At 64.2% G+C, this 25,378-nt stretch carries 23 protein-coding genes; 14 read left to right on the top strand and 9 right to left on the bottom strand.

Annotation, left to right across the window (positions count from 1 at the left end):
• The first annotated feature begins 175 nt into the window (after positions 1-175).
• The 6 genes from Q4G22_RS05045 to Q4G22_RS05070 all read left to right on the top strand — a co-directional run bounded on the left by Q4G22_RS05045 (position 176) and on the right by Q4G22_RS05070 (position 8,279).
• A complete protein-coding gene (locus Q4G22_RS05045; RefSeq protein ID WP_303384810.1) occupies positions 176-1,360 on the top strand; it encodes an aminotransferase class I/II-fold pyridoxal phosphate-dependent enzyme in 1,185 nt (394 codons plus the stop codon).
• Between the two features lie 2 nt (positions 1,361-1,362).
• Entirely contained in the window at positions 1,363-3,999 is a 2,637-nt protein-coding gene (locus Q4G22_RS05050; protein WP_303384811.1) for a DNA translocase FtsK, read from the top strand.
• Positions 4,000-4,064: 65 nt separating this feature from the next.
• Positions 4,065-5,690, top strand: a complete 1,626-nt coding sequence (locus Q4G22_RS05055; protein ID WP_303384812.1) for a DUF262 domain-containing protein — start codon at positions 4,065-4,067, stop codon at positions 5,688-5,690.
• Between the two features lie 41 nt (positions 5,691-5,731).
• Positions 5,732-6,409, top strand: coding sequence for a DUF2268 domain-containing putative Zn-dependent protease (locus tag Q4G22_RS05060; RefSeq protein WP_303384813.1), 678 nt, complete (start codon positions 5,732-5,734; stop codon positions 6,407-6,409).
• 55 nt (positions 6,410-6,464) lie between these two features.
• A complete protein-coding gene (locus Q4G22_RS05065; protein WP_303384814.1) occupies positions 6,465-7,433 on the top strand; it encodes a glycosyltransferase family 2 protein in 969 nt (322 codons plus the stop codon).
• 225 nt (positions 7,434-7,658) lie between these two features.
• Positions 7,659-8,279, top strand: coding sequence for a hypothetical protein (locus tag Q4G22_RS05070; RefSeq protein ID WP_303384815.1), 621 nt, complete (start codon positions 7,659-7,661; stop codon positions 8,277-8,279).
• On the opposite strand, the gene Q4G22_RS05075 is transcribed toward Q4G22_RS05070, so the two are convergent.
• Positions 8,276-8,905: a rhomboid family intramembrane serine protease gene (locus Q4G22_RS05075; RefSeq protein WP_303384816.1), complete on the bottom strand. Its 630-nt coding sequence runs from the start codon at positions 8,903-8,905 to the stop codon at positions 8,276-8,278. The two genes, Q4G22_RS05070 and Q4G22_RS05075, sit on opposite strands and share 4 nt — an antisense overlap.
• Positions 8,906-9,324: 419 nt before the next feature.
• Between Q4G22_RS05075 and Q4G22_RS05080 the strand changes: the two genes are divergently transcribed.
• Complete coding sequence (locus Q4G22_RS05080; protein WP_303384817.1) at positions 9,325-9,738, top strand: VOC family protein; 414 nt, start codon at positions 9,325-9,327, stop codon at positions 9,736-9,738.
• A gap of 289 nt (positions 9,739-10,027) precedes the next feature.
• On the opposite strand, the gene Q4G22_RS05085 is transcribed toward Q4G22_RS05080, so the two are convergent.
• From Q4G22_RS05085 to Q4G22_RS05105, 5 genes are all read right to left on the bottom strand, one after another.
• Positions 10,028-10,606, bottom strand: coding sequence for a lytic transglycosylase (locus tag Q4G22_RS05085; protein ID WP_303384818.1), 579 nt, complete (start codon positions 10,604-10,606; stop codon positions 10,028-10,030).
• Positions 10,607-10,679: 73 nt separating this feature from the next.
• Positions 10,680-11,747, bottom strand: a complete 1,068-nt coding sequence (gene modC / locus Q4G22_RS05090) for a molybdenum ABC transporter ATP-binding protein (protein ID WP_303384819.1) — start codon at positions 11,745-11,747, stop codon at positions 10,680-10,682.
• Entirely contained in the window at positions 11,744-12,433 is a 690-nt protein-coding gene (gene modB, locus Q4G22_RS05095; RefSeq protein WP_303384820.1) for a molybdate ABC transporter permease subunit, read from the bottom strand. The genes modC and modB overlap by 4 nt, the downstream gene beginning before the upstream one ends.
• Positions 12,430-13,170, bottom strand: a complete 741-nt coding sequence (gene modA / locus Q4G22_RS05100; RefSeq protein ID WP_303384821.1) for a molybdate ABC transporter substrate-binding protein — start codon at positions 13,168-13,170, stop codon at positions 12,430-12,432. The genes modB and modA overlap by 4 nt, the downstream gene beginning before the upstream one ends.
• Before the next feature lie 60 nt (positions 13,171-13,230).
• Positions 13,231-13,620 carry a winged helix-turn-helix domain-containing protein gene (locus Q4G22_RS05105; RefSeq protein ID WP_303384822.1) on the bottom strand — a complete coding sequence of 130 codons (390 nt, stop codon included), beginning with the start codon at positions 13,618-13,620 and terminating at the stop codon, positions 13,231-13,233.
• A 101-nt stretch (positions 13,621-13,721) separates the two neighbouring features.
• Between Q4G22_RS05105 and Q4G22_RS05110 the strand changes: the two genes are divergently transcribed.
• Positions 13,722-14,897: an acetyl-CoA C-acyltransferase family protein gene (locus tag Q4G22_RS05110; RefSeq protein ID WP_303384823.1), complete on the top strand. Its 1,176-nt coding sequence runs from the start codon at positions 13,722-13,724 to the stop codon at positions 14,895-14,897.
• Positions 14,897-15,133, top strand: a complete 237-nt coding sequence (locus tag Q4G22_RS05115) for a hypothetical protein (RefSeq protein WP_303384824.1) — start codon at positions 14,897-14,899, stop codon at positions 15,131-15,133. Before Q4G22_RS05110 ends, Q4G22_RS05115 begins: the two co-directional genes overlap by 1 nt.
• 755 nt (positions 15,134-15,888) lie before the next feature.
• On the opposite strand, the gene Q4G22_RS05120 is transcribed toward Q4G22_RS05115, so the two are convergent.
• The 3 genes from Q4G22_RS05120 to choX form a co-directional block, all read right to left on the bottom strand.
• Positions 15,889-16,065, bottom strand: coding sequence for a hypothetical protein (locus Q4G22_RS05120; protein ID WP_303384825.1), 177 nt, complete (start codon positions 16,063-16,065; stop codon positions 15,889-15,891).
• Positions 16,066-16,204: 139 nt separating this feature from the next.
• Positions 16,205-17,698 (bottom strand): choline-sulfatase, encoded by a 1,494-nt coding sequence (gene betC / locus Q4G22_RS05125; RefSeq protein WP_303384905.1) that lies wholly within the window; start codon positions 17,696-17,698, stop codon positions 16,205-16,207.
• Positions 17,692-18,621, bottom strand: a complete 930-nt coding sequence (choX, locus tag Q4G22_RS05130; protein WP_303384826.1) for a choline ABC transporter substrate-binding protein — start codon at positions 18,619-18,621, stop codon at positions 17,692-17,694. The genes betC and choX overlap by 7 nt, the downstream gene beginning before the upstream one ends.
• 226 nt (positions 18,622-18,847) lie before the next feature.
• On the opposite strand from choX, the gene Q4G22_RS05135 reads away from it, so the two are divergent.
• The 5 genes from Q4G22_RS05135 (at position 18,848) to Q4G22_RS05155 (ending at position 25,279) form a co-directional block, all read left to right on the top strand.
• A complete protein-coding gene (locus Q4G22_RS05135; RefSeq protein ID WP_303384827.1) occupies positions 18,848-19,852 on the top strand; it encodes a TAXI family TRAP transporter solute-binding subunit in 1,005 nt (334 codons plus the stop codon).
• 70 nt (positions 19,853-19,922) lie between these two features.
• The gene (locus Q4G22_RS05140; RefSeq protein WP_303384828.1) at positions 19,923-22,028 is read left to right on the top strand and encodes a TRAP transporter permease; all 2,106 of its coding nucleotides are present in this window, start codon (positions 19,923-19,925) and stop codon (positions 22,026-22,028) included.
• Positions 22,029-22,378: 350 nt separating this feature from the next.
• The gene (locus Q4G22_RS05145) at positions 22,379-23,785 is read left to right on the top strand and encodes a bifunctional enoyl-CoA hydratase/phosphate acetyltransferase (protein ID WP_303384829.1); all 1,407 of its coding nucleotides are present in this window, start codon (positions 22,379-22,381) and stop codon (positions 23,783-23,785) included.
• Positions 23,782-24,975: an acetate/propionate family kinase gene (locus tag Q4G22_RS05150; protein ID WP_303384830.1), complete on the top strand. Its 1,194-nt coding sequence runs from the start codon at positions 23,782-23,784 to the stop codon at positions 24,973-24,975. Before Q4G22_RS05145 ends, Q4G22_RS05150 begins: the two co-directional genes overlap by 4 nt.
• A gap of 124 nt (positions 24,976-25,099) precedes the next feature.
• Positions 25,100-25,279: a hypothetical protein gene (locus Q4G22_RS05155; RefSeq protein WP_303384831.1), complete on the top strand. Its 180-nt coding sequence runs from the start codon at positions 25,100-25,102 to the stop codon at positions 25,277-25,279.
• Positions 25,280-25,378: the final 99 nt, after the last annotated feature.

A 25,378-nucleotide genomic window follows, 5' to 3' on the forward strand; every position in this document is an offset into this window, starting at 1 on the left:
TCTTTGGTCTGCAAATATCCCACGGGATCGCCGGGCCGCCGCCACTGGTTCAAGGCGGCACGGCGATGGGGGTGTGAAACCCCCGGCCTTTGGGCGCGAGATTCCCTTTACCCGACAGTCACTTTGCCGTAATCTGACAGGAAAACGGGGCAAAAGACCCCAAAAGCGAGGCAGTATGGCATTCCCCGAGCGGTTTTCGAACCTGCCGGAATACGCGTTTCCGCGTCTGCGGACGCTGTTGTCCGGTATCAGTCCCGGCGGCGATCCGGTGGTTCTGACCATCGGCGAACCGCGCCATCCCATGCCCGATTTCGTCGGGCAGGTCATGGCCGACAGCCTGAATGGATTAGCCAAATACCCGCCCAACGAAGGCTCGCCCGATCTGCTGGCGGCGATTTCCGGCTGGCTGGACCGGCGCTATGGGCTTGCGGTGGAGCCGTCGCGGATCATGGCGCTGAACGGCACGCGCGAGGGGCTGTTCAATGCCGCCATCGCGCTGTGCCCCGAACAGAAAAACGGGCAGACTCCGGCGATCCTGATCCCGAACCCGTTCTATCAGGTCTATGCCGTGGCTGCTGCCACCGTTGGGGCTGAGCCGGTTTTTGTGCCCGCTACCGCTGCCACCGGCCACCTGCCCGATTATGCTGCGTTGCCCGTTGATCTGCTGGATCGCGTCGCGTTGGCTTATCTGTGCTCGCCCGCCAATCCGCAGGGCGCGGTCGCGGATGAAGCTTATCTGGAAACTCTGATCGAACTGGCCGAGAAACACGATTTCACCATCCTCGCCGATGAATGCTATTCCGAAATCTGGCGCGACACGCCGCCGCCCGGCGCGCTGGCGGTGGCGACGCGGATGGGGCTGGCGGACCGGGTGGTGATGTTCAACTCGCTGTCGAAACGCTCGAACCTGCCGGGGTTGCGGTCGGGCTTTGCCGCCGGAGGCAAAGCGCAGATCGCCCGGATGCGCCAGCTTCGCGCTTATGCCGGTGCGCCGCTGTCGCTGCCCGCGCAAGCCGTCAGCGCCGCTGCATGGAGTGACGAGGCGCATGTCAATACCAGCCGCGCGATGTATCAGGCAAAATACGCCATCGCCGACAGGATTTTCGGTAACATCCCTGGCTATCTGCCGCCTGAGGGCGGGTTTTTCCTGTGGCTGCCGGTTGATGATGGGGAAACCGCCGCGAAAACCCTGTGGGAACAGGCCGGTATTCAGGTGCTGCCCGGCGCCTATCTGTCGCGCGATGTGGGTGGCGACAATCCGGGCAAGGGATTTATCCGCGTGGCGCTGGTCGCTGATGCGGAACAGACAGACGCTGCGCTGACTCGTCTTCGCGCGGTGCTTTACGACGGAAGGGGTTAACCATGGCAAGCTGGCAGGCCAAGGGCCGCGATCCGCTGTTCGATCAGACCACGCAGGCGGCACTGGAACGCCGGGGCAAGGAATTGCTGGGCGCGGGGCTGATCGTGCTGGGCGTGATGATTGCGCTGATGTTGGCAAGCTGGTCGGCGGATGATCCCAGCTTTTTGTCGGCCACCGATGCGGCGGCGCAGAACTGGCTGGGCACCATCGGGGCCTATATCGCCTCGCCGCTGATGATGATCGCGGGCTATGGCGCGTGGCTGCTGGTTGTGGGGGCCGTGGTCTGGGGGCTGCGGCTGATCCTGCATCGGGGCGAAGAACGGATCATGCGCGGCATTTTCCTGCCCATCGCGGTGGCGCTGTGGTCGGTTTATGCCACCTCGCTGGTGCCGCCGGCGGACTGGGTGCAGAACTATGGCCTTGGCGGGCATTTTGGCGATATGGTGATGGCCGCCCTGCTGAACCTGCTGCCGTTTTCGCCCTATGCCGGAATCAAGATCGCCGCCCTGCTGGTGGCGGTCGGGGCGACGGGCTTTACCGCCTTTGTGCTGGGCTTTGATGCGGTAGAGCTGCGGGCGCTGTGGCGACGCTTTGTCATCGGTCTGCTGACCGCCTATGATGGTGCGATGCGGCTGGCCGGACGCGGGGCCGTGGCCTCGGTCGCGATGGCGGAACGGTTGCGCGAACGCCGCGCGGCGCGGGCTGCTGCCGTTGCCGATCACGCACCTGCGGCAGTGGCGGCGCCGGGGATTTTCGCCCGCCGCAAGCCGCAGCCGCTGGACGAGACGGACGACCTGACCGCCGACGATCTGCCCGAACCCGAACTGATCGACCGTCAGGCCGACTGGGACGGCGATGCCCCCTCGCAGGATGAGGTCAGTCATCGCATTTCCGATGCAATCCGCAGCCGGTCCGGTGCCGGGTCGGTGCTGGCCGCCGTGGCCGCGCGCCTGTCGCGCGATGGCGGTACCCGATCCGCGCAGCCTGATGATGCGCCCGTTGAACCGGCCGAACCCGCGCCCTTTGGTGCCGGAACCGCGCGCACCGTGGTGCCGCCTGCGCGCAAGGCTACCCCTTCGAAACAGGCGCAGGCCGAGGCGCAGCCGCAACTGCGCTTTGCCGAGGAAAACAGCAGCTACGAACGCCCGCCGCTGGCCCTGCTTACCGATGCCCGTCCCGGCGACCGTCATCAGATGTCGCAAGAGGCGCTGATGGAAAACGCCCGGATGCTGGAAGCGGTGCTGGACGATTACGGCGTCAAGGGCCAAATCACCGAGGTGCGCCCCGGCCCCGTGGTGACGCTGTATGAACTGGAACCCGCGCCGGGGCTGAAGGCCAGCCGCGTCATCGGCCTGTCGGATGATATCGCGCGGTCCATGTCGGCGCTGTCGGCGCGGGTCAGCACCGTGCCGGGCCGCACCGTCATCGGCATCGAACTGCCGAACGCCCGCCGCGAAAAGGTGGTTTTGCGCGAAATCCTGTCGGCGCGCAGCTTTGGCGATGGCACACACCCGCTGCCGCTTGCGCTTGGCAAAGACATTGGCGGCGATCCGGTGGTGGCGAACCTTGCGAAAATGCCGCACCTGCTGATCGCCGGGACCACGGGTTCGGGGAAATCGGTGGCGATCAATACCATGATTTTGTCGCTGCTGTATAAGCTGACGCCGGATGAGTGCCGCATGATCATGATCGACCCCAAGATGCTGGAACTGTCGGTCTATGACGGCATCCCGCATCTGCTGTCCCCGGTCGTGACCGATCCGAAAAAGGCCGTCGTGGCGCTGAAATGGGTCGTGTCGGAAATGGAGGAACGTTACCGCAAGATGTCCAAGATGGGCGTGCGCAACATCGAGGGCTATAACGGCCGCGTCCGCGAGGCGCTGGCCAAGGACGAGATGTTCCGCCGCACCGTTCAGACCGGCTTTGACGAGGACACGGGCGAGCCGGTGTTCGAAACCGAGGAATTCCTGCCCGAGACCTTCCCCTATATCGTCGTCATCGTCGATGAAATGGCCGACCTGATGATGGTCGCGGGCAAGGAAATCGAAGCCTGCATTCAGCGGTTGGCGCAGATGGCGCGGGCATCCGGCATCCACCTGATTATGGCCACCCAGCGTCCGTCCGTTGACGTTATCACCGGCACGATCAAGGCGAACTTCCCCACCCGGATCAGCTTTCAGGTGACGTCGAAAATCGACTCGCGCACGATTTTGGGCGAACAGGGGGCCGAACAACTGCTGGGGCAGGGCGACATGCTGTATATGGGCAATGGCGCCCGCATCGCCCGTATTCACGGTCCCTTCGTCAGCGACGAAGAGGTGGAAGAAGTCGTCAACCACCTGAAATCCTTTGGCCCGCCCAGCTATCAGTCGGGTGTTCTGGAAGGCCCCGAGGATGACCGCGCCGATCAGATCGACGCTGTTCTGGGCTTGGGCACCGACAATTCCGACGAGGCGCTTTACGATCAGGCGGTGATGATCGTTGCCCGCGACCGCAAATGCTCGACCAGCTATCTGCAACGCAAACTGTCCATCGGCTATCAAAAGGCGGCGCGTCTGGTTGACCAGCTGGAAGAGCAGGGCGTCGTGTCCGCCAGCAACCACGTCGGCAAGCGCGAGGTTCTGGTGCCCGAGGTATGACGGTTTTCACGATTTGTTAACCCCACGCTGCTATGGAGAAATTCATGGCAGCGGGGGAAAGACAGATGAGACCGCAGACGATTCCGCATCAGTTGAACGCGGCGAACCTGATTTCGAATATTGAACAGGGGCTGTATTGCCTGCCGCATTTTCAGCGTGATTACGTCTGGCAGGTGCCAGCTGCCGCGGCCTTGGTGGACAGTATCCTGCGCGGCTATCCCATCGGATCGCTGATCCTGTGGCACACCAGGGAAGAATTGCGTGACATTCGTAATCTGGGCAATATCGACCTGCCGCGCCCTGCGCCGGGAACCGACCGGAATTATGTTCTGGACGGACAGCAGCGGCTGACCAGCCTGTTTGCCGCGCTGAAAGGGCTGACCGTCACCTTGGCTGATGGCAGAACACACGACTTTTCGGACATCTGGGTCGATCTGGCCCATGATGACGACGGCGACATCTGCGCTGTTGACATCAGTAACCGCGATGCAGAGCGGTGCATCCGGTTAAAGGATTTGTATGCCGGTGATGTGATCGAGGTGGCTGAAAGGCTGCCACGGGATGTTCGTAAAACCTTCGGTCAATACCGCGAGGCATTAGCTTCTTATCTGGTGCCCTATGTTCAGTTGCTGAATGCGCCGGTGTCGGCTGCGACCGATGTGTTCACCCGTGTGAACGTTGGTGGAAAACCGTTGACCGTGTTTGAAGTCATGGTGGCCAAGACCTATGATCCTGAACGTGATTTCGATCTGGGTGAGAAATGGTCGGACCTGATCGGCCGATTTTCTCAGGTTGATTTTGATACCGTCGATCCGGTCAGCGTGCTGCATCTGGCCGCAGCGATTTTGGTGCAGGATGTCCGCAAGACGCGCATCCTGAATCTGTCGAAACGCGATTTCATCGACATCTGGTCTGCGGTTGAGGCATCGCTGAAATCAGCGGTTGATTTTGTCCGGCAGCAGGGCGGAATGCGGTTGTCGCGGCTGATGCCTTACACCTCGCTTCTGGTGCCGCTGGCGTATTTCTTTCATCTGAAAAACAACAAACCAGCATCTGCGGACGAAGCAGAGCAATTGATCGCATATCTTTACGGCGCGGGCTGGGCAGGGCGGTTTACCGGCCCGCTGGAAACTGTTCTGAATCAGGATTGCACTGCGATGAAGCGGCTGGTCGAATCCGGGCGTCTGAAGGTGGATTTCGAGGTTCGGATCAACGCAGATGATCTGATTGATGCGGAGTTTCGGGCAGGCAGTGCCTTTTCCAAGACGATTATGGCGGTTCTGGCGCGGCAAAATCCGCGTGCGTTCGACAACCACAACCATCAGGTTGATCTGGATAACAGCACGATGCAAGCTGCCAACAGCAAGAACTTCCATCACTTCTTCCCCAAGGCATTCCTGAAAAACAATGGTGTGCCGCCGGGGATCAGCGAAAACAGCGTGGTCAATATCACCTTGGTCGATGCCTGGCTGAACAAGGCAAAGATCAAGGCGCGGGCGCCGTCTGATTATATGGCGGAATTTCGTTCGGCATCGCGGTTCCTGCAATCGGCCGCGACGCATTTCATCGACGCGGGGCCGGATTCTCCGATCTGGCGCGATGACTATGCCGCGTTTCTGGCGGATCGTGCGGCCCGGATCGCACAAGAGCTTGAGCGGTTGACCGCCCCTCTGACCGCTGTGCGGGACTGAGGGCCTTTCCATGCGGCGCGGGATCGGGCATCACCGCCCCCATGACGACCTTTTATCTGCACCCTCTGAACGCGCGCCATGCGCTGACGCCGGTTCTGTCCGAGATCAGGGCGGGGGCGCGTCATGCGGTGGCGATGGCGTCGGAACTGACCGAAGTGCCAGATTTTGATCTGGTGGTGCGGGCAGAACCGGGGGGCGGGATCACCGATTGGGGTGTGTCGGGTTATGCCCCTGCGCCGGGATTGGTCGAAATCGTGCTGGACCCGGCGCGATATGATGCACAGGCGCTGATCCGCACCCTGCTGCACGAGATGCACCACATCATCCGCTGGGCCGGGCCGGGCTATGGCCGGTCTTTGGGTGAAACACTGGTCAGCGAGGGGTTGGCGGGGCATTTCGTCGTGCAGGTGCTGGGCGGCCAGCCTGATCCCTGGGATCGCACTGCGCCCTCGTCCGGGCTGGCGCGGCGGGCGCAGAACGAATGGTCGCGGCTGGATTTCAGCTATGCCGAGTGGTTTCAGGGCAAGGGCGGGCTGCGCAAATGGGCCGGCTATGGGCTGGGGCACCGGCTGATCGCCGAATATCTGACGCAGGCCCCTGACCAGACCGCTGCTTTGCTGGCGCAGACCGGGGCCGAGACGTTCCGCGCTGCCATGCGTCGGCTGGTCACAGCCGAGGGCGCGGCCCCTGACGACGCCCCCGATCACGCCCAAGGTTGAGCGGCGCGCGCCGATGCAGTAAAAGCGCGGCGTTGTGTCCAAGGGTTCATGTGTCATGTCGGGCGACCGTATCGCAATCATCATCGTCAATTACCGCACGCCGCAACTGGTTTGCGATTGTCTGGATTCGCTGGTCGATCCCGCCGCGCGTCTGGATCTGCGGGTCTTCATCGGCGATGCCGAATCCGGCGATGGCTCGGTTCAGGCAATCAATGCGCATATCGCGCAGCAGGGCTATGATTGGGCCGAATGTGCGCCCATCGGCAAGAACGGTGGCTTTGCTTATGGCAATAACGCGATCTATCGCCGTGCGGTTCAGCCGGACCCTTCGTTCGGCTATGTGCATTTCCTGAACCCCGATACGGTCATCCGCCCCGGCGCGGTGGACCGGCTGTGGGAATTTCTGCGCGATCACCCGCAAGCGGGCATCGCGGGCAGCCAGTTGCTGAACCCTGATGGTAGCCTTGCCACCTCGGGGTTCCGCTTTCCGGTGCCATGGCGCGAATTCTTTCGCGGGCTGTGCTTTGGCCCGGTCGATCGGCTGGTGCCCTCGGGCATGATCCCGATGCTGACCCTGCGCGAGACGCAGCAGGTCGATTGGGTGTCGGGGGCCAGTTTCATGGCGCGACGCAGCCTGCTGGATGAGGTCGGTCTGATGGATGACGGCTTTTTCCTGTATTTCGAGGAAACCGACCTGATGGCGCGCGCGCATCGCGCCGGGCAACAGGTCTGGTTCGTCGCCGAAAGCCTTGTCGTGCATTACGAAGGCCAATCTACCGGCCTGCGCCCCGGCGAGCCGCCGCCAGAGGCCAGGCCGCTGTCGCCGATCTGGCTGCAATCGCGCAGCCGCTATTTGCGGCGCAATCACGGCGCGGCGGGGCTGTGGGCAGGTAATGCACTGTTTTTGCTGGGTAACACGCTGCATCGTCTTCAGGCCCGCCTGCGCGGCAAGCGCCAGCCGCAGCCGCCACATCTATGGCGCGATTATCTGTCGCGGGAAAATAACGCGGGCGAACGGCGCTAGGGGCGCGTGCACGGGCAGGGCAATATCTTGAAACCACGGCTGCGGGGTCGCAGTCGTATTGAAGCGTGCTATATGAGGATTATGTCGCGACAATCTGGCAAAAGCAGGCGTACGTATCTTGGGCGGCGTGGGCGTGGAATTTGTATCTACGGAAATACTTCAAGGCCCAAGCCTGCAAAAACCCTATGGCAGAAGTGCTTTCGTTATGTCGAAGGCGGTCAAGGGTTGGCGATTCTGGTGGCTCTGGCTGCGGTTGTGTATCAGCTTGTTGGCGTTGTGGGGAGTGGTTCATACTTCAATATTTTCGCATCTGCTGCGCCATTGTCGTATATCCTGCGGGGCATCCTGTGGCTTGTAATCGCTTTTTTGGCTTTAATGCTGCTGTTCGGGGTGATGCATTATGTGACGCAGGTTGTCGGGATTCGGGATGGTGCCCGGAAAAGGATTCCTGAATTTCTTTTAAAGTCTCGGGCAGCTGTTGGATGGGGGCTGTTGCTGTTGATTCTTATGCTTGTCGCAGAGGTTTGCGACATCTTGCTTGGCACAGCCGGTGGGTATGGTTTTTTGGTCTGGCTGCTTGTGCTGTGCATGTTTTCAGGAACGGCTTTGGTATTTATTGCACTTTTGTCTGATATTTACAAAAATGGCGTTGTCAGATTCTTTGTAACCTTGTCCATTGTTTTTGCAATGGGTGCGTCTTATTTGGATTATTACATGTCATCCAGAAAGACGGGTGCCATTCTGGACTTTCAGTATGAATGCGTTGCCGCACTGAAGGGTGCATCCGCTGATAACGCTATGAAAAGCTCTTGCGCTGAACTGTTTGGCTTTGGCGCGGCCCGCTAAGCCCGCGACCCGCTTTGACGTGTCGGCATCGCCCCATAAACCGCGCCCATGATCAGCCCGGCCAGCGCGCCGCCTAGATGCGCCTGCCATGCCACGCTGGGCATCAGCAGCGTCAGGATCAGGTTCAGCCCGATCAGGATCGCGGCGGACCGCATTAGTCCGCCCATCGGTAACCCCCGCGCCCGGTATCGCATCACGGCAAAGCCGAACAGCGCCCCGGCCAGCCCGAACACCGCCCCCGAGGCGCCGACCATCGGCCCGCCAATCGGGTGCATCTGCCAGAACAGCAGCGCCCCGGCCACCTGCGCCACGGCATAGATCGCCAGCAGCCGCGCCGTGGACAGTGCCGGGGCCATTTCGCGCACCAGAACCGCCAGCGACAGCATGTTCATCGCCAGATGCGCCAGCCCGGCGTGCAGAAAGCCATAACTGATGAACATCGCCAGATCCTGAAACGGATAGACGCCGCGCCCGGTGCCGACGATGGCGGGCCAGAAACCGCCCAGTGCAAACACCAGTTGCCGCACGCCCACCGGCGCGCCCAGCAGCGGCGCAAGGCTCAGCGCCGCCTCGATCAGACAGCACAGGGCGATGATGGCGATAAAGGGACGGGGAATGGTTTTCATGGGCACCGTGCGCTTGCTGCCCCGAGATAAGCGCAGGCCGGGCCGATTGCAACGCGACAGGCGGGATGCCGCGCGGCCAAGGGGCACAGATTGTCCGGCATTTATCGGGTCACGCCTGACAACGATCAGGGGCTGGCGACACTCCACACGCGAAAGGTTATATCATCCATACGGGTCGCAGGCGGGGAAAGGTCTGATGTCAGCTTGGGGGGCTAAATGGGGGCGCTGACCGTCGCCAACTGATTTATGCCTTGCTTTTCAATAAGGTCTGGTGCTGGTGACGGACACTGGACGCTTGTTTCGCGCTGTTGCACAGTGTTCCAGCCCCAAGCGGCCAAGGCGGGAGCTGTCGTCTGCGGTTTTGCCGCGACCCCATTGGGCGGGGTCCTGATCGGGGGGTAACTGGAGGACTGAGTCACATGGAAAGCCGCTTTCACCTTGCCTATCACGTTACCGATCTGGATGCGGCGCGGGCCTTTTACGGCGGCGTTCTGGGTTGTGCCGAGGGGCGCAGCACCGAAACATGGGTCGATTTTGATATGGCGGGCCATCAGATCAGCCTGCATCTGGGCCAGCCCTTTGCCAGCACCGACACGGGCCGGGTGGGCGATCATCTGGTGCCGATGCCGCATCTGGGGCTGGTGCTGCGGATGGCCGATTGGCAGACCATGGCCGACCGGCTGACGGCCGCCGGAGTGGATTTCGTGATCGCGCCCACCATCCGCTTTGCCGGACAGCCCGGCGAGCAGGGCACGATGTTCTTTCGCGACCCATCCGGCAATCCCATCGAGATCAAGGGCTTTGCCGATTGGTCGGGGGTATTCGCGCGATAGGTGGGCCGGGGTAAGCGCGCCGCCGACGCCCTGTCAGCAGATCAGAGCCGGTAACGGTGGGGCAGCCGTGCCTTTGCCGCCATGCGGGTGGGTGCGTTTGCCAAAGCCGATGGCCGTGGCCCGTTTTTGCCCGCGCGGCAGGGGGCGGCAGGTTGCCCGCGTGCGGATGATGCCAAGGCCGGGCGGCGTTTCCGGCTTGCGTCCGCCGTCAGTCAGATGAAACCCGGCGCTGTGCCTTGTGTCGCAAGGGCCACCCTGAGCGGTACCAGCGGACGGTCGAACGACCACCTTACCGACAGCTGGCCAGTTGCGCCTGATACATCGCCGACCGCTGGCTGACATTGCCCGCCACGCGCAGCAGCCATGGCTTGTTCATATGCGATCCACGGGCAAAGCCGCTGCGCCCTTCGTGATAGGCCAGATACTGCCCGCCCGCGTCCCATTTGGAAATGCCCAGACGGGTGGTGGTGCCGTGCATATACCAGCCCATGAAGTCGGTCGCGTCGCGGATACTGTCGCGCCGGGCGCGGCGGTTGCCGGTTTCCTTGACATATTCATCCCATGTGCCGTCCAGCGCCTGACTGTAGCCAAAGGCGCTGCTTTGCCGCCCGATGGGGATGACGCCAAGCGCATATTGGTGCGGGGTGCGCGCGTCGCCGATGAATTTCGATTCCTGATGGATCGTCGCCATCTGCACATGAACCGGCACGCCCCAGCGGCGTTCGGTTGCCCGCATCGCATTTATATAGGCCGGGCGTTCACGCACCAGCAGGCACGCATTGTCCAGATTGCGCGGAGCGGAAAAGTTGCCGCCGCCGCCGCATGACGCGACCAGCCCGACAATGGCCAGTTTCAAAAGCCTGTTCATCACTGCCTCGTGTTCTTTTTCCCGCGATCATAGGGGAAATCGCGGCGTTGTGGAATCACGAATGAAACAGCGGTCACGATTGGCGGATCAGCGCCACCGTTTTGATGACGGCGAAACAATCGCTGCCGGGGTGCAGGTTCAGGGTCGTGACGGATCGGACGGTGATTTCGGCCAGCATCCGTGCCTCGCCCATGGCCAGTTGCACCAGAACCCGGCTGCCCGATTCAGACAGCGCGGTGACGCGGGCAGGCAGCACGTTCAGCGCCGACAGTCCGGTGGGGGCCTGGCGCGCCAGCATCACCTCATGCGCCAGAATGCGCAGGTGCAGCGCTGTGCCGGGCGCACCGGGCGGATCGGCCAGCAGGATCGGACCGGCGGGGGTGTCCAGCCGGGTCAGCCCGTCCGGCCCCGGCCCGGCGACGGTGGCGGGCAGGATCGCGCCGCCCTCGGCCCCGCCGATGGTGCGGGCGGCAGCGGGGTCGGACAGCGCCGCCGCCAGCGGTCCGACATAGGCCACCCGACCGCGCGTCATGACGATCAGCGTATCGGCCAGCCGGGCGATTTCAGCCATGGAATGGCTGACATACAGGATCGGCGGCCCTTTTGCTTGCCGCAGCCGCATCAGAAACGGCAGGATCTCGGCTTTGCGCGCGGGATCAAGCGAGGCCAGCGGCTCGTCCAGAATCAGCAGATCGGGCGATGACAGCAGCGCGCGGCCAATGGCGACCCGCTGGCGTTCACCGCCCGACAGCCCGGCAGGGCGGCGGTGCAGCAATGCGCCGATGTCCAGCATGTCGATGACGCGGGCGCGGGCGGCGGCATCCGGCGGGGCGGGGGCAAAGCGGGCCGGGTAATCCAGATTGCCCGCCACGCTGAGATGCGGAAACAGCCGCGCATCCTGAAAGACATAGCCAATGCGGCGCTGATGTGGCGGCAGGCCGTGGTCGTCGGCCCACAGATTGCGCCCGTTCAGGGTGATGCGCCCGGCATCGGGCGTCATCAGCCCGGCGATGGCGTTGATCGTGGTGGTCTTGCCGCAGCCGGATGGCCCATAGATCGCCGTCACCCCGGCCGGTGCGTCAAAGGCCACGTCCAGCGACAGGCCGGGAAAGGCCTTGCGAAAGGCAACCGACAGGCTCATGCGGCCAGCCTTGCCTGCGCGCGCCGGGCCAGCACCTCGGATGCCAGCACGGCCAGAATGGCGATGGCAATAGATATGCCGACCAGCCGCATCGCCGCCGCCTCGCCGCCGGGCACTTGCAGCAGGGCATAGATGGCCGATGGCAGGGTCTGGGTCTGGCCGGGGATGTTGGCGACAAAGGTAATGGTCGCGCCGAATTCGCCCATGGCCTTGGCAAAACCCAGCACGGTTCCGGCAATGATCGCGGGCAGGATCAGCGGTAGGGTGACAGTGACGAACACCGCCGCGCGGCTGGCGCCAAGGGTGGATGCGGCTGCCTCAAGCCTTGGGTCCACCGCCTCGAACCCCAGCCGGATGGCGCGCACCATCAACGGAAAGCCCATGACGCCTGCGGCAATCGCCGCGCCGGTCCAATGAAAGGCGGGCGACATGTTGATGCTGGCCAGAAAGCTGCCCACAGGCGCGTTACGGCGAAAGAGCAGCAGCAGCAGATAGCCGGTGACGACCGGCGGCATCACCAGCGGCAGATGCAGCGCGGCGGACAGCAGCCCGTGGCCGGGAAACCGCCGCCGCGCCAGCACCCAGCCCAGGCCGATGGCCAGGGGCAGCGCGGCCAGCGTCGCCACCGTCGCTACCCGCAGCGACAGCAGCACCGCCGCCCATTCCTGCGGGCCGAGCCAGCTCATTCCGGCAGCGGTTTAAAGCCGTTTTCCGCAAAGACCGCGCGCGCCGCATCACCCGACAGCGCGTTCAGAAATTCAGCCGCTGCCGTGTTATCGGTCAGCCGCGCGGCGGGATAGGTGATCGGGTCGTGGCTGTCGTCCGGGAAGGTATAGACCACCGAAACGGCGGGTTCCGCCGCCGCATCGCTGGCATAAACGATGCCGTAAGGGGCCGCCCCCGAGGCCACCAGCGCCAAGGCCGCGCGCACGTCATCAGCCTGCGCGACATGGGGTTCCAAAGCCGCCCATTGCCCCAGCGATTCCAGCGCCTGCTTGCCGTAAACCCCGGCGGGCACGGAATCGACCAGCGCCATGGCCAGCTTGTCATTGCCAAGCGTCGCGGCGAATCCATCCAGCGATTCCAGCGCCGCGCCCTGACCATGCGCGATCAGCACCAGATCGTTGCCCAGCAGGTCACGGCGGCTGTCATCCACGATCAGCCCGGCGGTTTCCACCTCGTCCATCCATGGCACCGAGGCCGAGATGAAAATGTCGGCGGGCGCACCCGACACGATCTGACGCGCCAGCGCCGATGATCCGCTATAGGAAATGACCACCGTGCCCGGAACGTCGGCGACGATCCGGTCCAGCGCGGTTTTCAGGCTGGCGGCGGCGAAGATGGTGATGTCTTCGGCCTGCGTTACGACGGGCAGCAGGGCGATGGTCGCGGCCAGAACGGCACGGCGGGTCAGGGACGGCATCTTGGCACCTCTGGTTATGTTTGTATGACCATAACCGCGCCGTGCCCTGACAGGCAAGCGTCATTTCTGCCGGGACATATCGTCCAGCATCCCCGTAATCGCGGCAATATCGCCTGCCCCCGCCCCCGCCAGCAGCGTTTCCAGCGCCCGGAAATGCGCCAGCACCTGCGCGCCGGTTTCGGTCAGCACCGCGCCGCCCCCGCCCGGCCCGCCACGCGCGCTGTCCACCAGCGGGCGGGCAAAGGCGCTGTTCATTTCCTCGACCAGCGACCAGGCGCGCTTATAGCTCATGCCCATGCGGCGGCCTGCGGCGGAAATCGAGCCAAGCTCGGCGATGCCGGTCAGCAGATCGGCCTTGCCGGGGCCAAGGGTCAACGCCGGGCCGTAATCCAGCCGCAGCTTGATACGGGGCAAAGCGGGCTTTTGCGGGTTGTCAGCCGGTTCGGTCATCGCCACATTGTCGGGCGACTGGCCTGCGTGACGCAAGGGCTTTTCGACGCCCGGTTCTCGCACTAAGGTCGCAGGAGCATTTTACATAGAGGGGGAACTTCATGTCGGATATCGTTATCCTGTCGGGCGCGCGCACGGCCATTGGCGGCTTTGGCGGCAGCCTGGCCTCGGTCCCGCCGATTCAATTGGCCACGCATGTCGCCAAGGCCGCGATGGAACGCGGCGGCGTGTCGCCGGACCAGATCGGCACTGTCGTGTTCGGCCATGTCATCAACACCGAACCACGCGACATGTATCTGTCGCGCGCCGCCATGCTGGAGGCCGGGATTCCCGACACCACCCCGGCGATGAACGTGAACCGGCTGTGCGGTTCGGGCGCGCAGGCGGTGGTTTCGGCGGCGCAGGCGCTGATGCTGGGCGATGCCGATTTCGCCCTTGCCGGCGGCGCCGAAAACATGAGTCGCGCGCCCTATGCCTCGCCCACCATGCGGCACGGGCAGCGGATGGGCGATGCCACCATGTATGACATGATGGTTGGCGCGCTGACCTGCCCGATGGGCACCGGCCACATGGGCATCACCGCCGAAAACGTCGCCGCCGAAAACGGCGTGACGCGCGAAGAGCAGGATGCCTTTGCGCTGGAATCGCAGAACCGCGCCGCCAAGGCGATCGAGGAAGGCCGCTTCAAGGATCAGATCGCGGGCTTTGAGATCAAGTCGCGCAAGGGTGTGACGGTGTTCGACACCGACGAACACCCCAAGGCCACCACGCTGGAAAAACTGGGTGCCTTGCGCGCCGCCTTCCAGAAGGATGGCACCGTGACCGCCGGTAACGCCTCGGGCATCAACGATGGCGCCGCCGCCGTGGTGCTGGCCCGTGCCGAGGCCGCCGAAAAGGCCGGTCTGACGCCCAAGGCCAAGCTGCTGGGCTATGCCGTGGCGGGTGTTCCGGCGCGGATCATGGGCATCGGCCCGGTGCCCGCGGTTCGGCAACTGCTGGAAAAAACCGGGCTTTCGCTGGGTGATTTCGATGTGATCGAATCGAACGAAGCCTTTGCCGCACAGGCGCTGGCGGTGAACAAGCAGCTGGGTCTGGACCCGGCCAAGGTGAACCCGAACGGCGGTGCGATTGCACTGGGCCACCCGGTCGGCGCCACTGGCGCGATCCTGACCGTCAAGGCCCTGTACGAGCTGGAGCGGATCGGCGGCAAGCGTGCCATCGTCACCATGTGCATCGGTGGCGGTCAGGGCATCGCACTGGCGCTGGAACGGCTCTGATGCCGTTCGCGCCCGACGAACGACAGGTTCTGCTGGGCGCGAAATTCGTCGGGCCGATGGTGGTTCAGCGACTGGAGGAGGCAGGGTTTCACGACCTTGCCTCGCTCGCTGCGGCGGATGCCGGGGCGATTTGCCGTGGCACGGCTGCGGCGTTGGGCGCAAGCTGTTGGGCCAACAGCCCGCAGGCACGCCGGGCGGTGGAAAACGCCATCGCGGCGGCCCGCGCGGCGGGCTGATCTTTCCAAGATTGGCGGCGCGTTCCGAAAGGGGCGCGCCGTTTTCGTTTGCGGGCGCGCAACAGGGGCGCGCGTTGCCTGTGCAACGGGCTGGGCGGTCTGCCACAAAAACACCTGCATTTGCTGGGTTTTTGGCTGCACAGCCCGTGCACAGAGGATGCACAGGCTGTGCACAACCTGTACACAGGCAGCGCACGCTTGACAGGGATCGGGGGCGCGGAGCCACCCGAAAATGCGTATTTGGCCAAACAGGACGCGGGGGTGCCGGTTGTTTGGCCGATCTTGCGTCGTGGGGTGATCCGGTTGCGGGGGATACAGAGGTGCGGGGGATCGCCTAAGGTGCCCCGTGGTGAAAGCCGGAGGTTGTGGGGCGGTGCTGTCATCTGTGGCACGGGACACGTCGGCTGCATATTGACGCGTGCCGTGACCTGAACCAGCAGACCCGCAGCAGCGGTGCTTTTGCCGCAGATGGGGTGGGGCGGAGGATGTGTATGACGGCATTGGCGAGACGCAGGGTCGCGTTTGCAGGCGGATGTCTCGGTTTTCCAAGATGTTCCGCGTGGTCTGCGCTGGCCGGTTGTCCAATCGCGACGATATGCGGCCCGATATGCTGGACCGCGCGCCGGGACACCGGATCACAGCACGGCACGCATCGGGGGGCGCATCGGCGGGATGTTGATGCGCGCCGTGGTTGACCTGTCAGCCTCGCAGCCACAGCGCCTTTGCCGCAGATGCGGTGATACGGGGGATGTGTTTCATTCGTGGGCGAAATGCGCAGCTTTGCCGGGCAGGTGAGCGGGCTTTGCCAGACTGGGGTGTTTCGTGCGGCCTGCGCTGGCCGGTTGTTCAATGGCGACGACATGCTGCCGGGGATGGTGCTTTGGCGTGCCGGAACGCGGGATGTCCGTGTCGGGCGGATCCCGATGGCGCATATGGGGCAGCTGCAAGCAGCCGTGGTTGATGCTGCCGGAAGTGACCTGTTGGCCGGGGCACAGCTTGCCGGTGCGGGTGGTCGGGGTGCGGGCTGCAAAGGCGCGGCCAGGCCCGCGCAAGGGTATGGGGCGCGTGACCCTATTCCCCGCGCGGGAAACGTTGCGATTCCTCCAGCACGTTCAGGTCCATGTGGTTGCGCATGTAACGCTCGGACGCCTGTTGCAGCGGCTGGTAGTCCCACGGGAAATAGGCACCGCGCCGCAGGGCCGGATAGACGATCCAGCGGCGCGCCTGGCTTTCGCGGACCTCGGCATCATAGGCGGGCAGGTTCCAGCGCGCCGCCGCCATGTCGCGCAGGCGGGTCAGGGTGGCGGCGTGGGCGGGGTCGGGGGCGAGGTTGTGCCGCTCGTCCGGGTCGGCGCTCAGGTCGAACAGTTGTTCGGGATCGGCGGGGCAGGCGATGTATTTCCAGCGCCCGTCGCGCAGGGCGATCATCGGCGCGATGGACCCTTCGGCGGCGTATTCCATCGGCACGGGCGGGCGGTCGGTTGGGGTCAGCAGCGAATGGCCGTCGGTCCAAGGCGCGATCTCGTCCATTGGCAGGCCCGCCAGATCGCAGATCGTGGGCAGCACATCCAGCGTGGACACCGGGTGATCGATGCGCCCCGGTTCCATCCCCGGTGCGGCGATCATCAGCGGGACGCGGGCGGACCCCTCAAAGAAGTTCATCTTGAACCACAGCCCGCGATTGCCCAGCATCTCGCCATGGTCGGACAGCACAAGGATGATGGCGTCTTGCCGGGTGCGGTCCAGCACGTCCAGAATTTCGCCGATTTTATCGTCTATGTAGCTGATATTGGCGAAATATCCCTGCCGGGCGCGGCGGATATGGTCTGGCGTGATCGCTGATGCGCGCCAATCGCAGGCGTCCATCAGCCGCTGGGAATGGGGGTCCATGTCAGCGTAGGGGATCGCCGGGGGCGGTTCCAGTTCGGGGGCATTTTCGTAAAGATCCCAGTATTTGCGCCGGGCCACGAACGGGTCGTGCGGGTGGGTAAAGCTGACCGTCAGGCACCACGGGCGGTCGTCTGCCCCGCGCGACAGATCGTAAAGCTTGCGGCAGGCGTGATAGGCCACTTCGTCGTCATATTCATATTGGTTGGTGATTTCCGCCACGCCCGCGCCGGTGACGGAGCCAAGGTTGTGATACCACCAGTCGATCCGCTGACCCGGTTTACGCCAGTCGGGGGTCCAGCCGAAATCGGCGGGGTAGATGTCGGTCGTCAGCCGCTGTTCAAAGCCGTGAAGCTGGTCGGGGCCGACAAAGTGCATCTTGCCCGACAGGCAGCTGTGCCAGCCCGCGCGGCGCAGGTGATGGGCGTAGGTCGGGATGCTGGAGGCGAATTCGGCTGCGTTATCATAGACCTGCGTGCGGCGCGGCAGTTGCCCCGACATAAAGGACGCGCGGGCGGGTGCGCACAGCGGGCTGGCGGTATAGGTATTGGCAAAGCGGGTGCTGCGCGCCGCCAGACGCCGCAGGTTGGGCGTGTGCAGAAAATCGGCGGGGCCGTCGGGGAACAAGACCCCCGACAGCTGATCCGCCATCAGAATCAGGAAGTTGGGCTTCACAATGCGCCTTGCACCGCGTCCAGTCCGGGCTGTCCGTCCAGCGTGGTCACGCCCTCCAGCCATGGGATCAGGCGGTCGGGGTTGGCGGCCAGCCATTTCCGCGCCGCCTGTTCGCCGCTGTCGCCGTCATCAAGGATATGCGCCATCAGGGCGTTTTCCATATCCACGTCGAACACCAGTTGCGACAGCAGGCGGGCGGCGTTCGGGCAGGCATCGGCCCATTCGCTGCGGGCCAGCGTATGCACGGTCGCGCCGCCGTAATCGGGACCGAATTGCGCGTCACCGCCCGACAGATAGGTCAGGTCGTGCGCGATGTTCATCGGATGCGGCGCCCATGCGAGGAACACCGAGGGCGTGCCTGCGACGCTGTTGCGGGTGACCTGCGCCAGCATCCCCTGTTCGCTGGATTCGACCAGTTCCCAATCGCCAAGGCCAAACTCGTCGGCCTCGATCATCGCCTGAATCGACTGGTTGGCGGGCGCGCCCGGCTCGATGCCATAGATCTTGCCGTCAAAGGCGTCGCGATGGGCGTCGAGATCGGCGAAATCGGCGACGCCCAGCGCCGCACCGGGGGCGGTGACGGCAAGGGTGAATTTCGCGCCGGTCAGGTTCTGCGCCAGTTCGGTGACGGTGCCAGAGGCGTCCAGATCGTCGCGGAACGCCTGCTGCGCGGGCATCCAGTTGCCCAGAAACGCGTCGGTATTGCCGGTTTTCAGCGCCTCATAGCCGATGGGCACGGACAGGATCTGCACCTCGGGCTGATAGCCAAGGGCGGACAGCACCACGGTGGCGATGCCATTGGTGGCGGTGATGTCGGTCCAGCCCGGATCAGATAGGCGCACGGCGGCGCAGGATGCCGGGTCGGCGGCCATGGCAAGGGCGGGCAGGGTGGTCAGCGCGGTGGCCAGAAGGGTTGTGCGGATCATATCGGTTTCCCCGTTGTCTGTCGCGTTGGTCTGCAAAATTGCCCCAAGCGTTGCAGATCGGCCCGGCGAAGAAAAGGGGGGCCGCCCGCAACCATCGGCGATATTGTATGGCGTTTCAGGCAATCCTGCCATTTCGATCAGTTGCGCCATCGGGATGTGTCGCCTAGAATCGCGGCGGGTTCCCGTCTGTTGTGCGGGGTTCAGACCAACAGGAAAGGATAACGAGATGTTTGCAAAGCGGATCATGGCGGCTGCCGCGGCCCTGACGCTGGGGCTGACCGGGGTGGCCAGTGCGCAGGAGATGAACTTTTTCCGTGTCGCGACGGGCGGCACGTCGGGCACCTATTACCCGATTGGCGGGCTGCTGGCGAACGCCATTTCCAACCCGCCCGGTTCGCGCCCCTGCGACGAAGGCGGGTCGTGCGGTGTGCCGGGCCTGATCGCCTCGGCCGTGGCATCGAACGGGTCGGTTGCAAATGTGAATGCCATTCAGGGCGGCACGATGGAATCGGGCTTTGCGCAGGGTGACGTGGCCACCTGGGCCTTTAACGGCACCGGCATCTGGGAAGGTCAGCCCGCCGCCGACAAGCTGCGCGTCATCGCCAACCTGTATCCTGAATCCATCCACCTGATCGCCTCGGCCGGATCGGGCATCAGCTCGGTCGCCGATCTGGCGGGCAAGCGGGTATCGCTGGACGAACCCGGTTCGGGCACGCTGGTGGACGCGCAGATCATCCTGAACGCCGCCGGTCTGTCCGAAGCCGACATCCGCCCAGAATATCTGAAACCCGATCAGGCCGCTGACCGGATGCGCGATGGCGCGATGGACGCGTTCTTCTTTGTCGGCGGTTATCCGGCGGGGGCCATCGCGGAACTGGCCAGCCAGCATGACGTGGTGGTGGTGCCGATTGACGGCGAGTTGCGCGACAAGATTCTGGCCGACAGCAGCTTTTTCGCCGCTGATACCTTTCCCGGCGGCACCTATGACGGGCAGGATGGCGACGTGGGCACCATCGCCGTGGGCGCGCAATGGGTGACATCGGCCGATCAGTCCGATGATCTGGTCTATGGCATCACCGCCGCGCTGTGGAATGACAACACCCGCAAACTGTTGGATGCGGGCCATTCCAAGGGCAAGATGATTACCAGAGAACATGCGCTGGACGGCGTGGGCATTCCGCTGCATCCGGGCGCGGAACGGTTCTACCGCGAAGCGGGCCTGCTGGAATAAGATGACAGGTCAGGGGGCATCGGCCCCCTGACCTTTTTGCCGCCAAGGCCAATAAAAAGGGAACCGGGGGATGACCGATTCAAAGCGCGACAACAATCCGGCGCAGCACAACGACCCAAATCACGACCATGACGCCATCGGCCATCTGAGCGCCGATGAATTGCAGGCGATCGAGGAAAAATACGATCCCGAACTGCGCTTTCGCGATCTTTTGCCCTGGGCCACCGGCCTGGTGGGCTTCGTTTTGTTTCTGCTGTCCTGCTATCATTACTATACCGCCGGTTTCGGGATTCCACAGGCGGTGATCCATCGCGGGCTGCATCTGTCCGTCACGCTGGCGATTGTGTTTTTTGCCTTTTCCGCCTTTGGCAACGGTTCGGCGCGGCGTGGGCCGCTGGACATCGGCGGGATGCCGGTCTGGGACTGGGCCTTTGCCCTGCTGGGCGCCGTGGCGGCGCTGTATGTGCCCTGGATCTATTCCGATCTGGCCTTCCGCGTCGGCAATCCGTCCACGCTGGACCTGACCATGGGCACGATCCTGATCGTCGTTCTGCTGGAGGCCGTGCGCCGGTCGATGGGCTGGCCCTTGCCGGTGATTGCGATCCTGTTCATGGCCTATGCCTATTTCGGGCAGCATATGCCGGGGATTCTGGTGCATCCGGGCGCCAGCTGGACGGGGATCGTCAACCATCTGTATCTGACCTCGCAGGGGATTTACGGCACTGCGCTGGGCGTGATCGCGACATATGTGTTCCACTTTGTGCTGTTCGGGGTGATGGCCACGCGCATCGGGCTGGGGCAGCTGTTCATTGATGTGGCGGCGGCGCTGGCCGGGCGTTATTCGGGCGGGCCGGCCAAGGTGTCGGTGCTGTCCTCGGCGCTGCTGGGGTCGATTTCGGGATCGTCCATCGCCAATACGGTGACAACCGGCGCGCTGACCATTCCGGCGATGATCCGCATCGGCTATCCCCGCCATTTCGCCGCCGCAGTCGAGGCGGCGTCATCGACCGGGGGGCAGATCACGCCGCCGGTGATGGGGGCGGTGGCCTTTCTGATGATCGAATATCTGGGCGTGCCGCTGACCACGATTCTGGTGGCGGCGCTGGTTCCGGCCTTTATGCATTTCTTTGGCGTGCTGTTGCAGGTGCATCTTGAGGCGCGGCGTCTGGGCCTGCGCGGTCTGCACCCCGAGGAAATTCCCAACGCGCTGCGGGTGATCCGTCAGGGCTGGCTGTCGGTCTTGCCGCTGATTATCCTGATCGGTGTGCTGATGTCGGGGCGCACGCCCTTTGCCGCCGCCTTTTGGGCGATCACAAGCTGCATCGCGGTGCTGTTGTTGCAGGAACTGATGGCCAAGGGCGTTGTCGAGGGAATCCGGGGCACGATCCACGGCATCATCGAGGGCTTTGTTCTGGGTGCGAAACAATCGCTGTCCGTCACCGCCGCCGCCGCGCTGGTGGGGGTGGTGATCGGTGTGGTGACGCTGACTGGCGTGGGCTTCAAGATCGCCTATATGGTCACGGGCACCGCGCAGGGCTGGGCCGCGGGAATGCACGCATGGCTGGGTTTCCTGCCGTTCGAGGTAATGAGCATTTCCACCATGACGCTGCTGTTCACGCTGTTCATGACGGCCATTGTCTGCATTCTGATGGGCTGCGGTATTCCGACGACGGCGAATTATATCATCATGGTTGCCGTTGCCGCGCCGATCCTTGGCCTGCTGGGGGTCGAACCGCTGGTGGCGCATTTCTTTGTGTTCTACTTTGGCGTGCTGGCGGATGTGACACCGCCCGTTGCGCTGGCCGCCTATGCGGCGGCCAGTATCGCCGGGGCCAACGGCTTCAAGGCGGGGAACACGGCGTTCCGGCTGTCGATGGGCAAGGCGCTGGTGCCGTTCGTCTTTGTGTTCCAGCCCGCGCTGCTGCTGGTGACGGATGGCTTTACCTGGGGGGCCTTTGCGCTGGCGTTCTTTGGGGCGGTCAGCGGCATCTGGGCCTTGTCCGCCGCGATCACCGGCTGGCTGTTCGCGCCGCTTTACTGGGCCGAACGGCTGATGCTGGCGCTGGCGGCGCTGTTGCTGATTGCGCCGCATCCGGTGCCGACCATGATCGGGGTGGCGCTGTTCCTGCCGATCATCGCGCGGCAGTTGCTGGCACGCCGCACCGTGGTGACATGACGTCTGTCACCTGATGGCCAGCCGGGCGGTGCGCGCCCCCCGGCTGGCTGTGACCATGATCTGATTGTCGGCGAAATGTCATCGACCTGTCACCTGCCTGGGCCATACCGCTGTTAACCAGCGGCCGAAGCCATGGGTCTGCTGCCCTTGTGTGGGCACAAGGCGCGGATGGCGGGCATTCCCCATCAATCCGTCGCCTGTGGCTGTGCGCGGGCGCTGCTGGACCGGATGTGAACGATGATCCGCTTGCACCTCGGCACCTGACAGCGCAAGACATGGCTGGGGGGAACAGGCCGCGCTTATGCCCGCACTGACCAGTTGCGGGCGCAGAACCCGAAAGGCAGAGACTGATGCACTTGGTTAACCGCACGCTGGATGAATTGCAGATCGGCGATAAGGCCGAATTTCGCCGGCTGATTACGCTGGACGATCTGTTTTCCTTTGCCGTCATCTCGGGCAACTATAACCCGATGCACCTGCCCGACGAAGACGGTGACGGCGATGGCGTGCCCGAAAGCGTGGCGCCGGGGATGTTTCTGGCCTCGTTGTTTTCGGCGGCACTGGGCACCCGTCTGCCCGGCCCCGGCACCCTGTATCGGCGGCAGGTGCTGAATTTCCACGAACGCGCCCATTCCGGCGAAGAAGTCATCTGCCGCGTGCGCGTGACCGGCAAGGAACCCGGCGGCATGGTGACGCTGGACACCGAACTGCGCCGGGTCAGCGATAATGCGCTGTTGCTGGACGGTCAGGCGACGGTGCAGGCGCCCACGTATAAATTCGACCGCGACGGGATCGAGGTGCCCGGCCTGCTGGTCGAACGGCACCGCCATTTCAGCGCGCTGCTGGAAAAGGCGCGGCATCTGGATGCGCTGCCGACCGCCGTGGTTTCCCCCGACGATCCCAATTCACTGGGTGGTGCGCTGAAGGCGGCGCATGAAGGCATCATCGTGCCGATCCTGATCGGCCGGGCGGCGGCGATCCGCGCCACGGCGCAGGAACTGGGCGAAAGCCTGGACGGGATCGAGGTGATCGACATTGCGGGCGATGCCGAAGCCGCCGCCGAAGCCTGCCGTCTGGTTCATGCGGGCCGGGCCGCTGCGGTGATGAAGGGGCATTTGCACACCGATGATCTGCTGCGCCCGATGCTGTCCAAGACCGAGGGCCTGCGCGTCGGTCGCCGCTTTACTCATGTGTTCGTCATGGATGTGCCCAGCCGCCCCGAGCCGGTTCTGGTCACAGATGCCGCGATCAATATCGCGCCCGATCTGGAAACCAAGCGTGACATCGTTCAGAACGCCATCGAACTGGCCGCCGCCATCGGGCTGGTGCCGCGCGCGGGCGTGCTGTCGGCGGTGGAAACGGTGAATCCGGCGATCCAGTCATCCATTGATGCGGCGCTGCTGTCCAAGATGGCCGAGCGGGGCCAGATCACCGGCGGGCAGGTCGATGGCCCGCTGGCGATGGATAACGCCGTCGATATGGGTGCCGCCCGCACCAAGGGTCTGCGCGGCGAGGTGGCGGGCCGGGCGAATATTCTGGTGGTGCCCGACATTGATGCGGGGAACATGCTGGCGAAACAGCTTGCCTTTATCAGCCATGCCGAGGGGGCCGGGCTGGTCCTGGGCGCGCGGGTGCCGGTGATCCTGAATTCGCGCTCCGACAGCGCGGCCTCGCGTCTGGCGTCCTGCGCGGTGGCGGCGCTGCATCATGCGGCGACCAGCGCCGGGCGCAATCCGCAAAAGGTAGCCGCACAATGAGCCGCGATGTCATTCTGGCGCTGAATGCCGGGTCGTCCTCGTTGAAATTCGTGGTCTTTGCGGCGCAGGATGGCGACACCGCCCTGGCCGAAGGTCTGGTCGAGCGGATCGGCGGCGAGGGGGCCAGCATCCGCTTGCGCGATGCTGCGGGCGCTGATCTGCCGGTGGCGGCAGGTCAGCCCGCCGATCACGCCGCCGCGCTGCAACTGGCGCTGGACAGTCTGTCGGCGGCGCTGCCCGATGTGCGGGTGGTGGCCGTGGGGCATCGCGTGGTGCATGGCGGCACCGCCTTTCGCGGCCCGGTGGTCGTCGATGATGCCGCAATGGCGCAGATCGAGGCGCTGCGCCCCTTTGCGCCGCTGCACCAGCCGCATAACATCGCCGGTATCCGCGCCGCGATGGCGGCCTTTCCCGGTGTGCCGCAGATCGCCTGTTTCGACACCGCCTTTCATCGCACCCATCCATGGGTGAACGATACCTTTGCCCTGCCCAGCAGCTTTTACGACGAAGGTGTGCGCCGTTACGGTTTCCACGGGCTGAGCTATGATTACATCACATCCGAACTGCGCCGCATCGCGCCGCTGATTACGGCGGGGCGGGTGGTGATCGCGCATCTGGGCAATGGCGCGTCGATGTGTGCGGTGCAAAATGGGCGCTCGGTCGCCTCGACCATGGGGTTCACGGCGCTGGACGGGCTGCCGATGGGCAGCCGCAGCGGCCAGCTTGACCCCGGTGTGGTGCTGTATCTGATGGATCAGCGCGGCATGACCACCGGCGAGGTGCGCCGCCTGCTGTATGAGAAATCCGGCCTGCTGGGCCTGTCGGGCGGGCTGTCGAACGATATGCGCACGCTGGAAGCCGCAGGCACGCCCGAGGCGCAGAAGGCCATCGACTATTTCGTGTTCCGCATTCAGCGGGAACTGGGCGCGATGGCGGCGGCCATGGGCGGCATCGACGCGCTGGTGTTCTGCGGCGGCATCGGGGAAAACTCGCGTCTGATCCGGGCGCGGGTGTGCGAGCGGACGGAATGGATGGGCCTTGAAATCGACCACGGCCGCAATGACCGCAACGAAACCATCATCTCATCGGATATGTCGCGCGGTCATGTGATGGTCATCCCCACCAACGAAGGGCTGGTGATCGCCCGCGCGGCGCGGGATCTGTTGGCACTGGGGGGCCGCAGGGCGTGACGGGCGCCGCCAGGCGGTGGTGCGGATGATCGGCGGTTTTGCAGGCGCAGGGTCGCCGCATCGGGTGATTGATGCGCGGGTGACGCGGGCTGACCGCTGACCGTCATTAACGATACCGCCCGGTATGCTGGTCGCTGCTGCCGCGCGCGGCACGGGGCAAGCTGCTGGAGGCCGGGGAACGGATCGTGCGTGGCTGGCGATGCGGCGCAAGGGTGATCTGATCGTCGCTGATGTGGTGGCGACCGAAGCGACGGGGCAAGGGCTGATCCTGCGCGAACGCGTGCGGGGGGCGGCGCGGATGTGATCCGGGCGGCGAAGGCGGATCTTGTCATTCCCGGCGATGTGCCCGAAATGCAGTCAGGCTGACCCGGCCCGGCATCCCGCCGGTTATGGTCGGCAACGG

The organism is Paracoccus sp. (in: a-proteobacteria) (assembly GCF_030538655.1).
GTDB lineage: Bacteria > Pseudomonadota > Alphaproteobacteria > Rhodobacterales > Rhodobacteraceae > Paracoccus.

Bases quoted from the DNA above. Each gene is read 5' to 3' on its own strand.
- Q4G22_RS05065 (WP_303384814.1), top strand. From the start codon at position 6,465: ATGTCGGGCGACCGTATCGCAATCATCATCGTCAATTACCGCACGCCG.
- Q4G22_RS05075 (WP_303384816.1), bottom strand. From the start codon at position 8,905: ATGAAAACCATTCCCCGTCCCTTTATCGCCATCATCGCCCTGTGCTGT.
- Q4G22_RS05080 (WP_303384817.1), top strand. From the start codon at position 9,325: ATGGAAAGCCGCTTTCACCTTGCCTATCACGTTACCGATCTGGATGCG.
- modB (WP_303384820.1), bottom strand. From the start codon at position 12,433: ATGAGCTGGCTCGGCCCGCAGGAATGGGCGGCGGTGCTGCTGTCGCTG.
- Q4G22_RS05135 (WP_303384827.1), top strand. From the start codon at position 18,848: ATGTTTGCAAAGCGGATCATGGCGGCTGCCGCGGCCCTGACGCTGGGG.
- Q4G22_RS05145 (WP_303384829.1), top strand. From the start codon at position 22,379: ATGCACTTGGTTAACCGCACGCTGGATGAATTGCAGATCGGCGATAAG.
- Q4G22_RS05150 (WP_303384830.1), top strand. From the start codon at position 23,782: ATGAGCCGCGATGTCATTCTGGCGCTGAATGCCGGGTCGTCCTCGTTG.
- Q4G22_RS05085 (WP_303384818.1), bottom strand. From the start codon at position 10,606: ATGAACAGGCTTTTGAAACTGGCCATTGTCGGGCTGGTCGCGTCATGC.
- Q4G22_RS05140 (WP_303384828.1), top strand. From the start codon at position 19,923: ATGACCGATTCAAAGCGCGACAACAATCCGGCGCAGCACAACGACCCA.
- choX (WP_303384826.1), bottom strand. From the start codon at position 18,621: ATGATCCGCACAACCCTTCTGGCCACCGCGCTGACCACCCTGCCCGCC.
- Q4G22_RS05060 (WP_303384813.1), top strand. From the start codon at position 5,732: ATGACGACCTTTTATCTGCACCCTCTGAACGCGCGCCATGCGCTGACG.
- modA (WP_303384821.1), bottom strand. From the start codon at position 13,170: ATGCCGTCCCTGACCCGCCGTGCCGTTCTGGCCGCGACCATCGCCCTG.
- Q4G22_RS05120 (WP_303384825.1), bottom strand. From the start codon at position 16,065: ATGCGCCATCGGGATCCGCCCGACACGGACATCCCGCGTTCCGGCACG.
- Q4G22_RS05045 (WP_303384810.1), top strand. From the start codon at position 176: ATGGCATTCCCCGAGCGGTTTTCGAACCTGCCGGAATACGCGTTTCCG.
- Q4G22_RS05105 (WP_303384822.1), bottom strand. From the start codon at position 13,620: ATGACCGAACCGGCTGACAACCCGCAAAAGCCCGCTTTGCCCCGTATC.
- modC (WP_303384819.1), bottom strand. From the start codon at position 11,747: ATGAGCCTGTCGGTTGCCTTTCGCAAGGCCTTTCCCGGCCTGTCGCTG.
- Q4G22_RS05115 (WP_303384824.1), top strand. From the start codon at position 14,897: ATGCCGTTCGCGCCCGACGAACGACAGGTTCTGCTGGGCGCGAAATTC.
- Q4G22_RS05155 (WP_303384831.1), top strand. From the start codon at position 25,100: ATGCTGGTCGCTGCTGCCGCGCGCGGCACGGGGCAAGCTGCTGGAGGC.
- Q4G22_RS05110 (WP_303384823.1), top strand. From the start codon at position 13,722: ATGTCGGATATCGTTATCCTGTCGGGCGCGCGCACGGCCATTGGCGGC.
- Q4G22_RS05055 (WP_303384812.1), top strand. From the start codon at position 4,065: ATGAGACCGCAGACGATTCCGCATCAGTTGAACGCGGCGAACCTGATT.
- Q4G22_RS05050 (WP_303384811.1), top strand. From the start codon at position 1,363: ATGGCAAGCTGGCAGGCCAAGGGCCGCGATCCGCTGTTCGATCAGACC.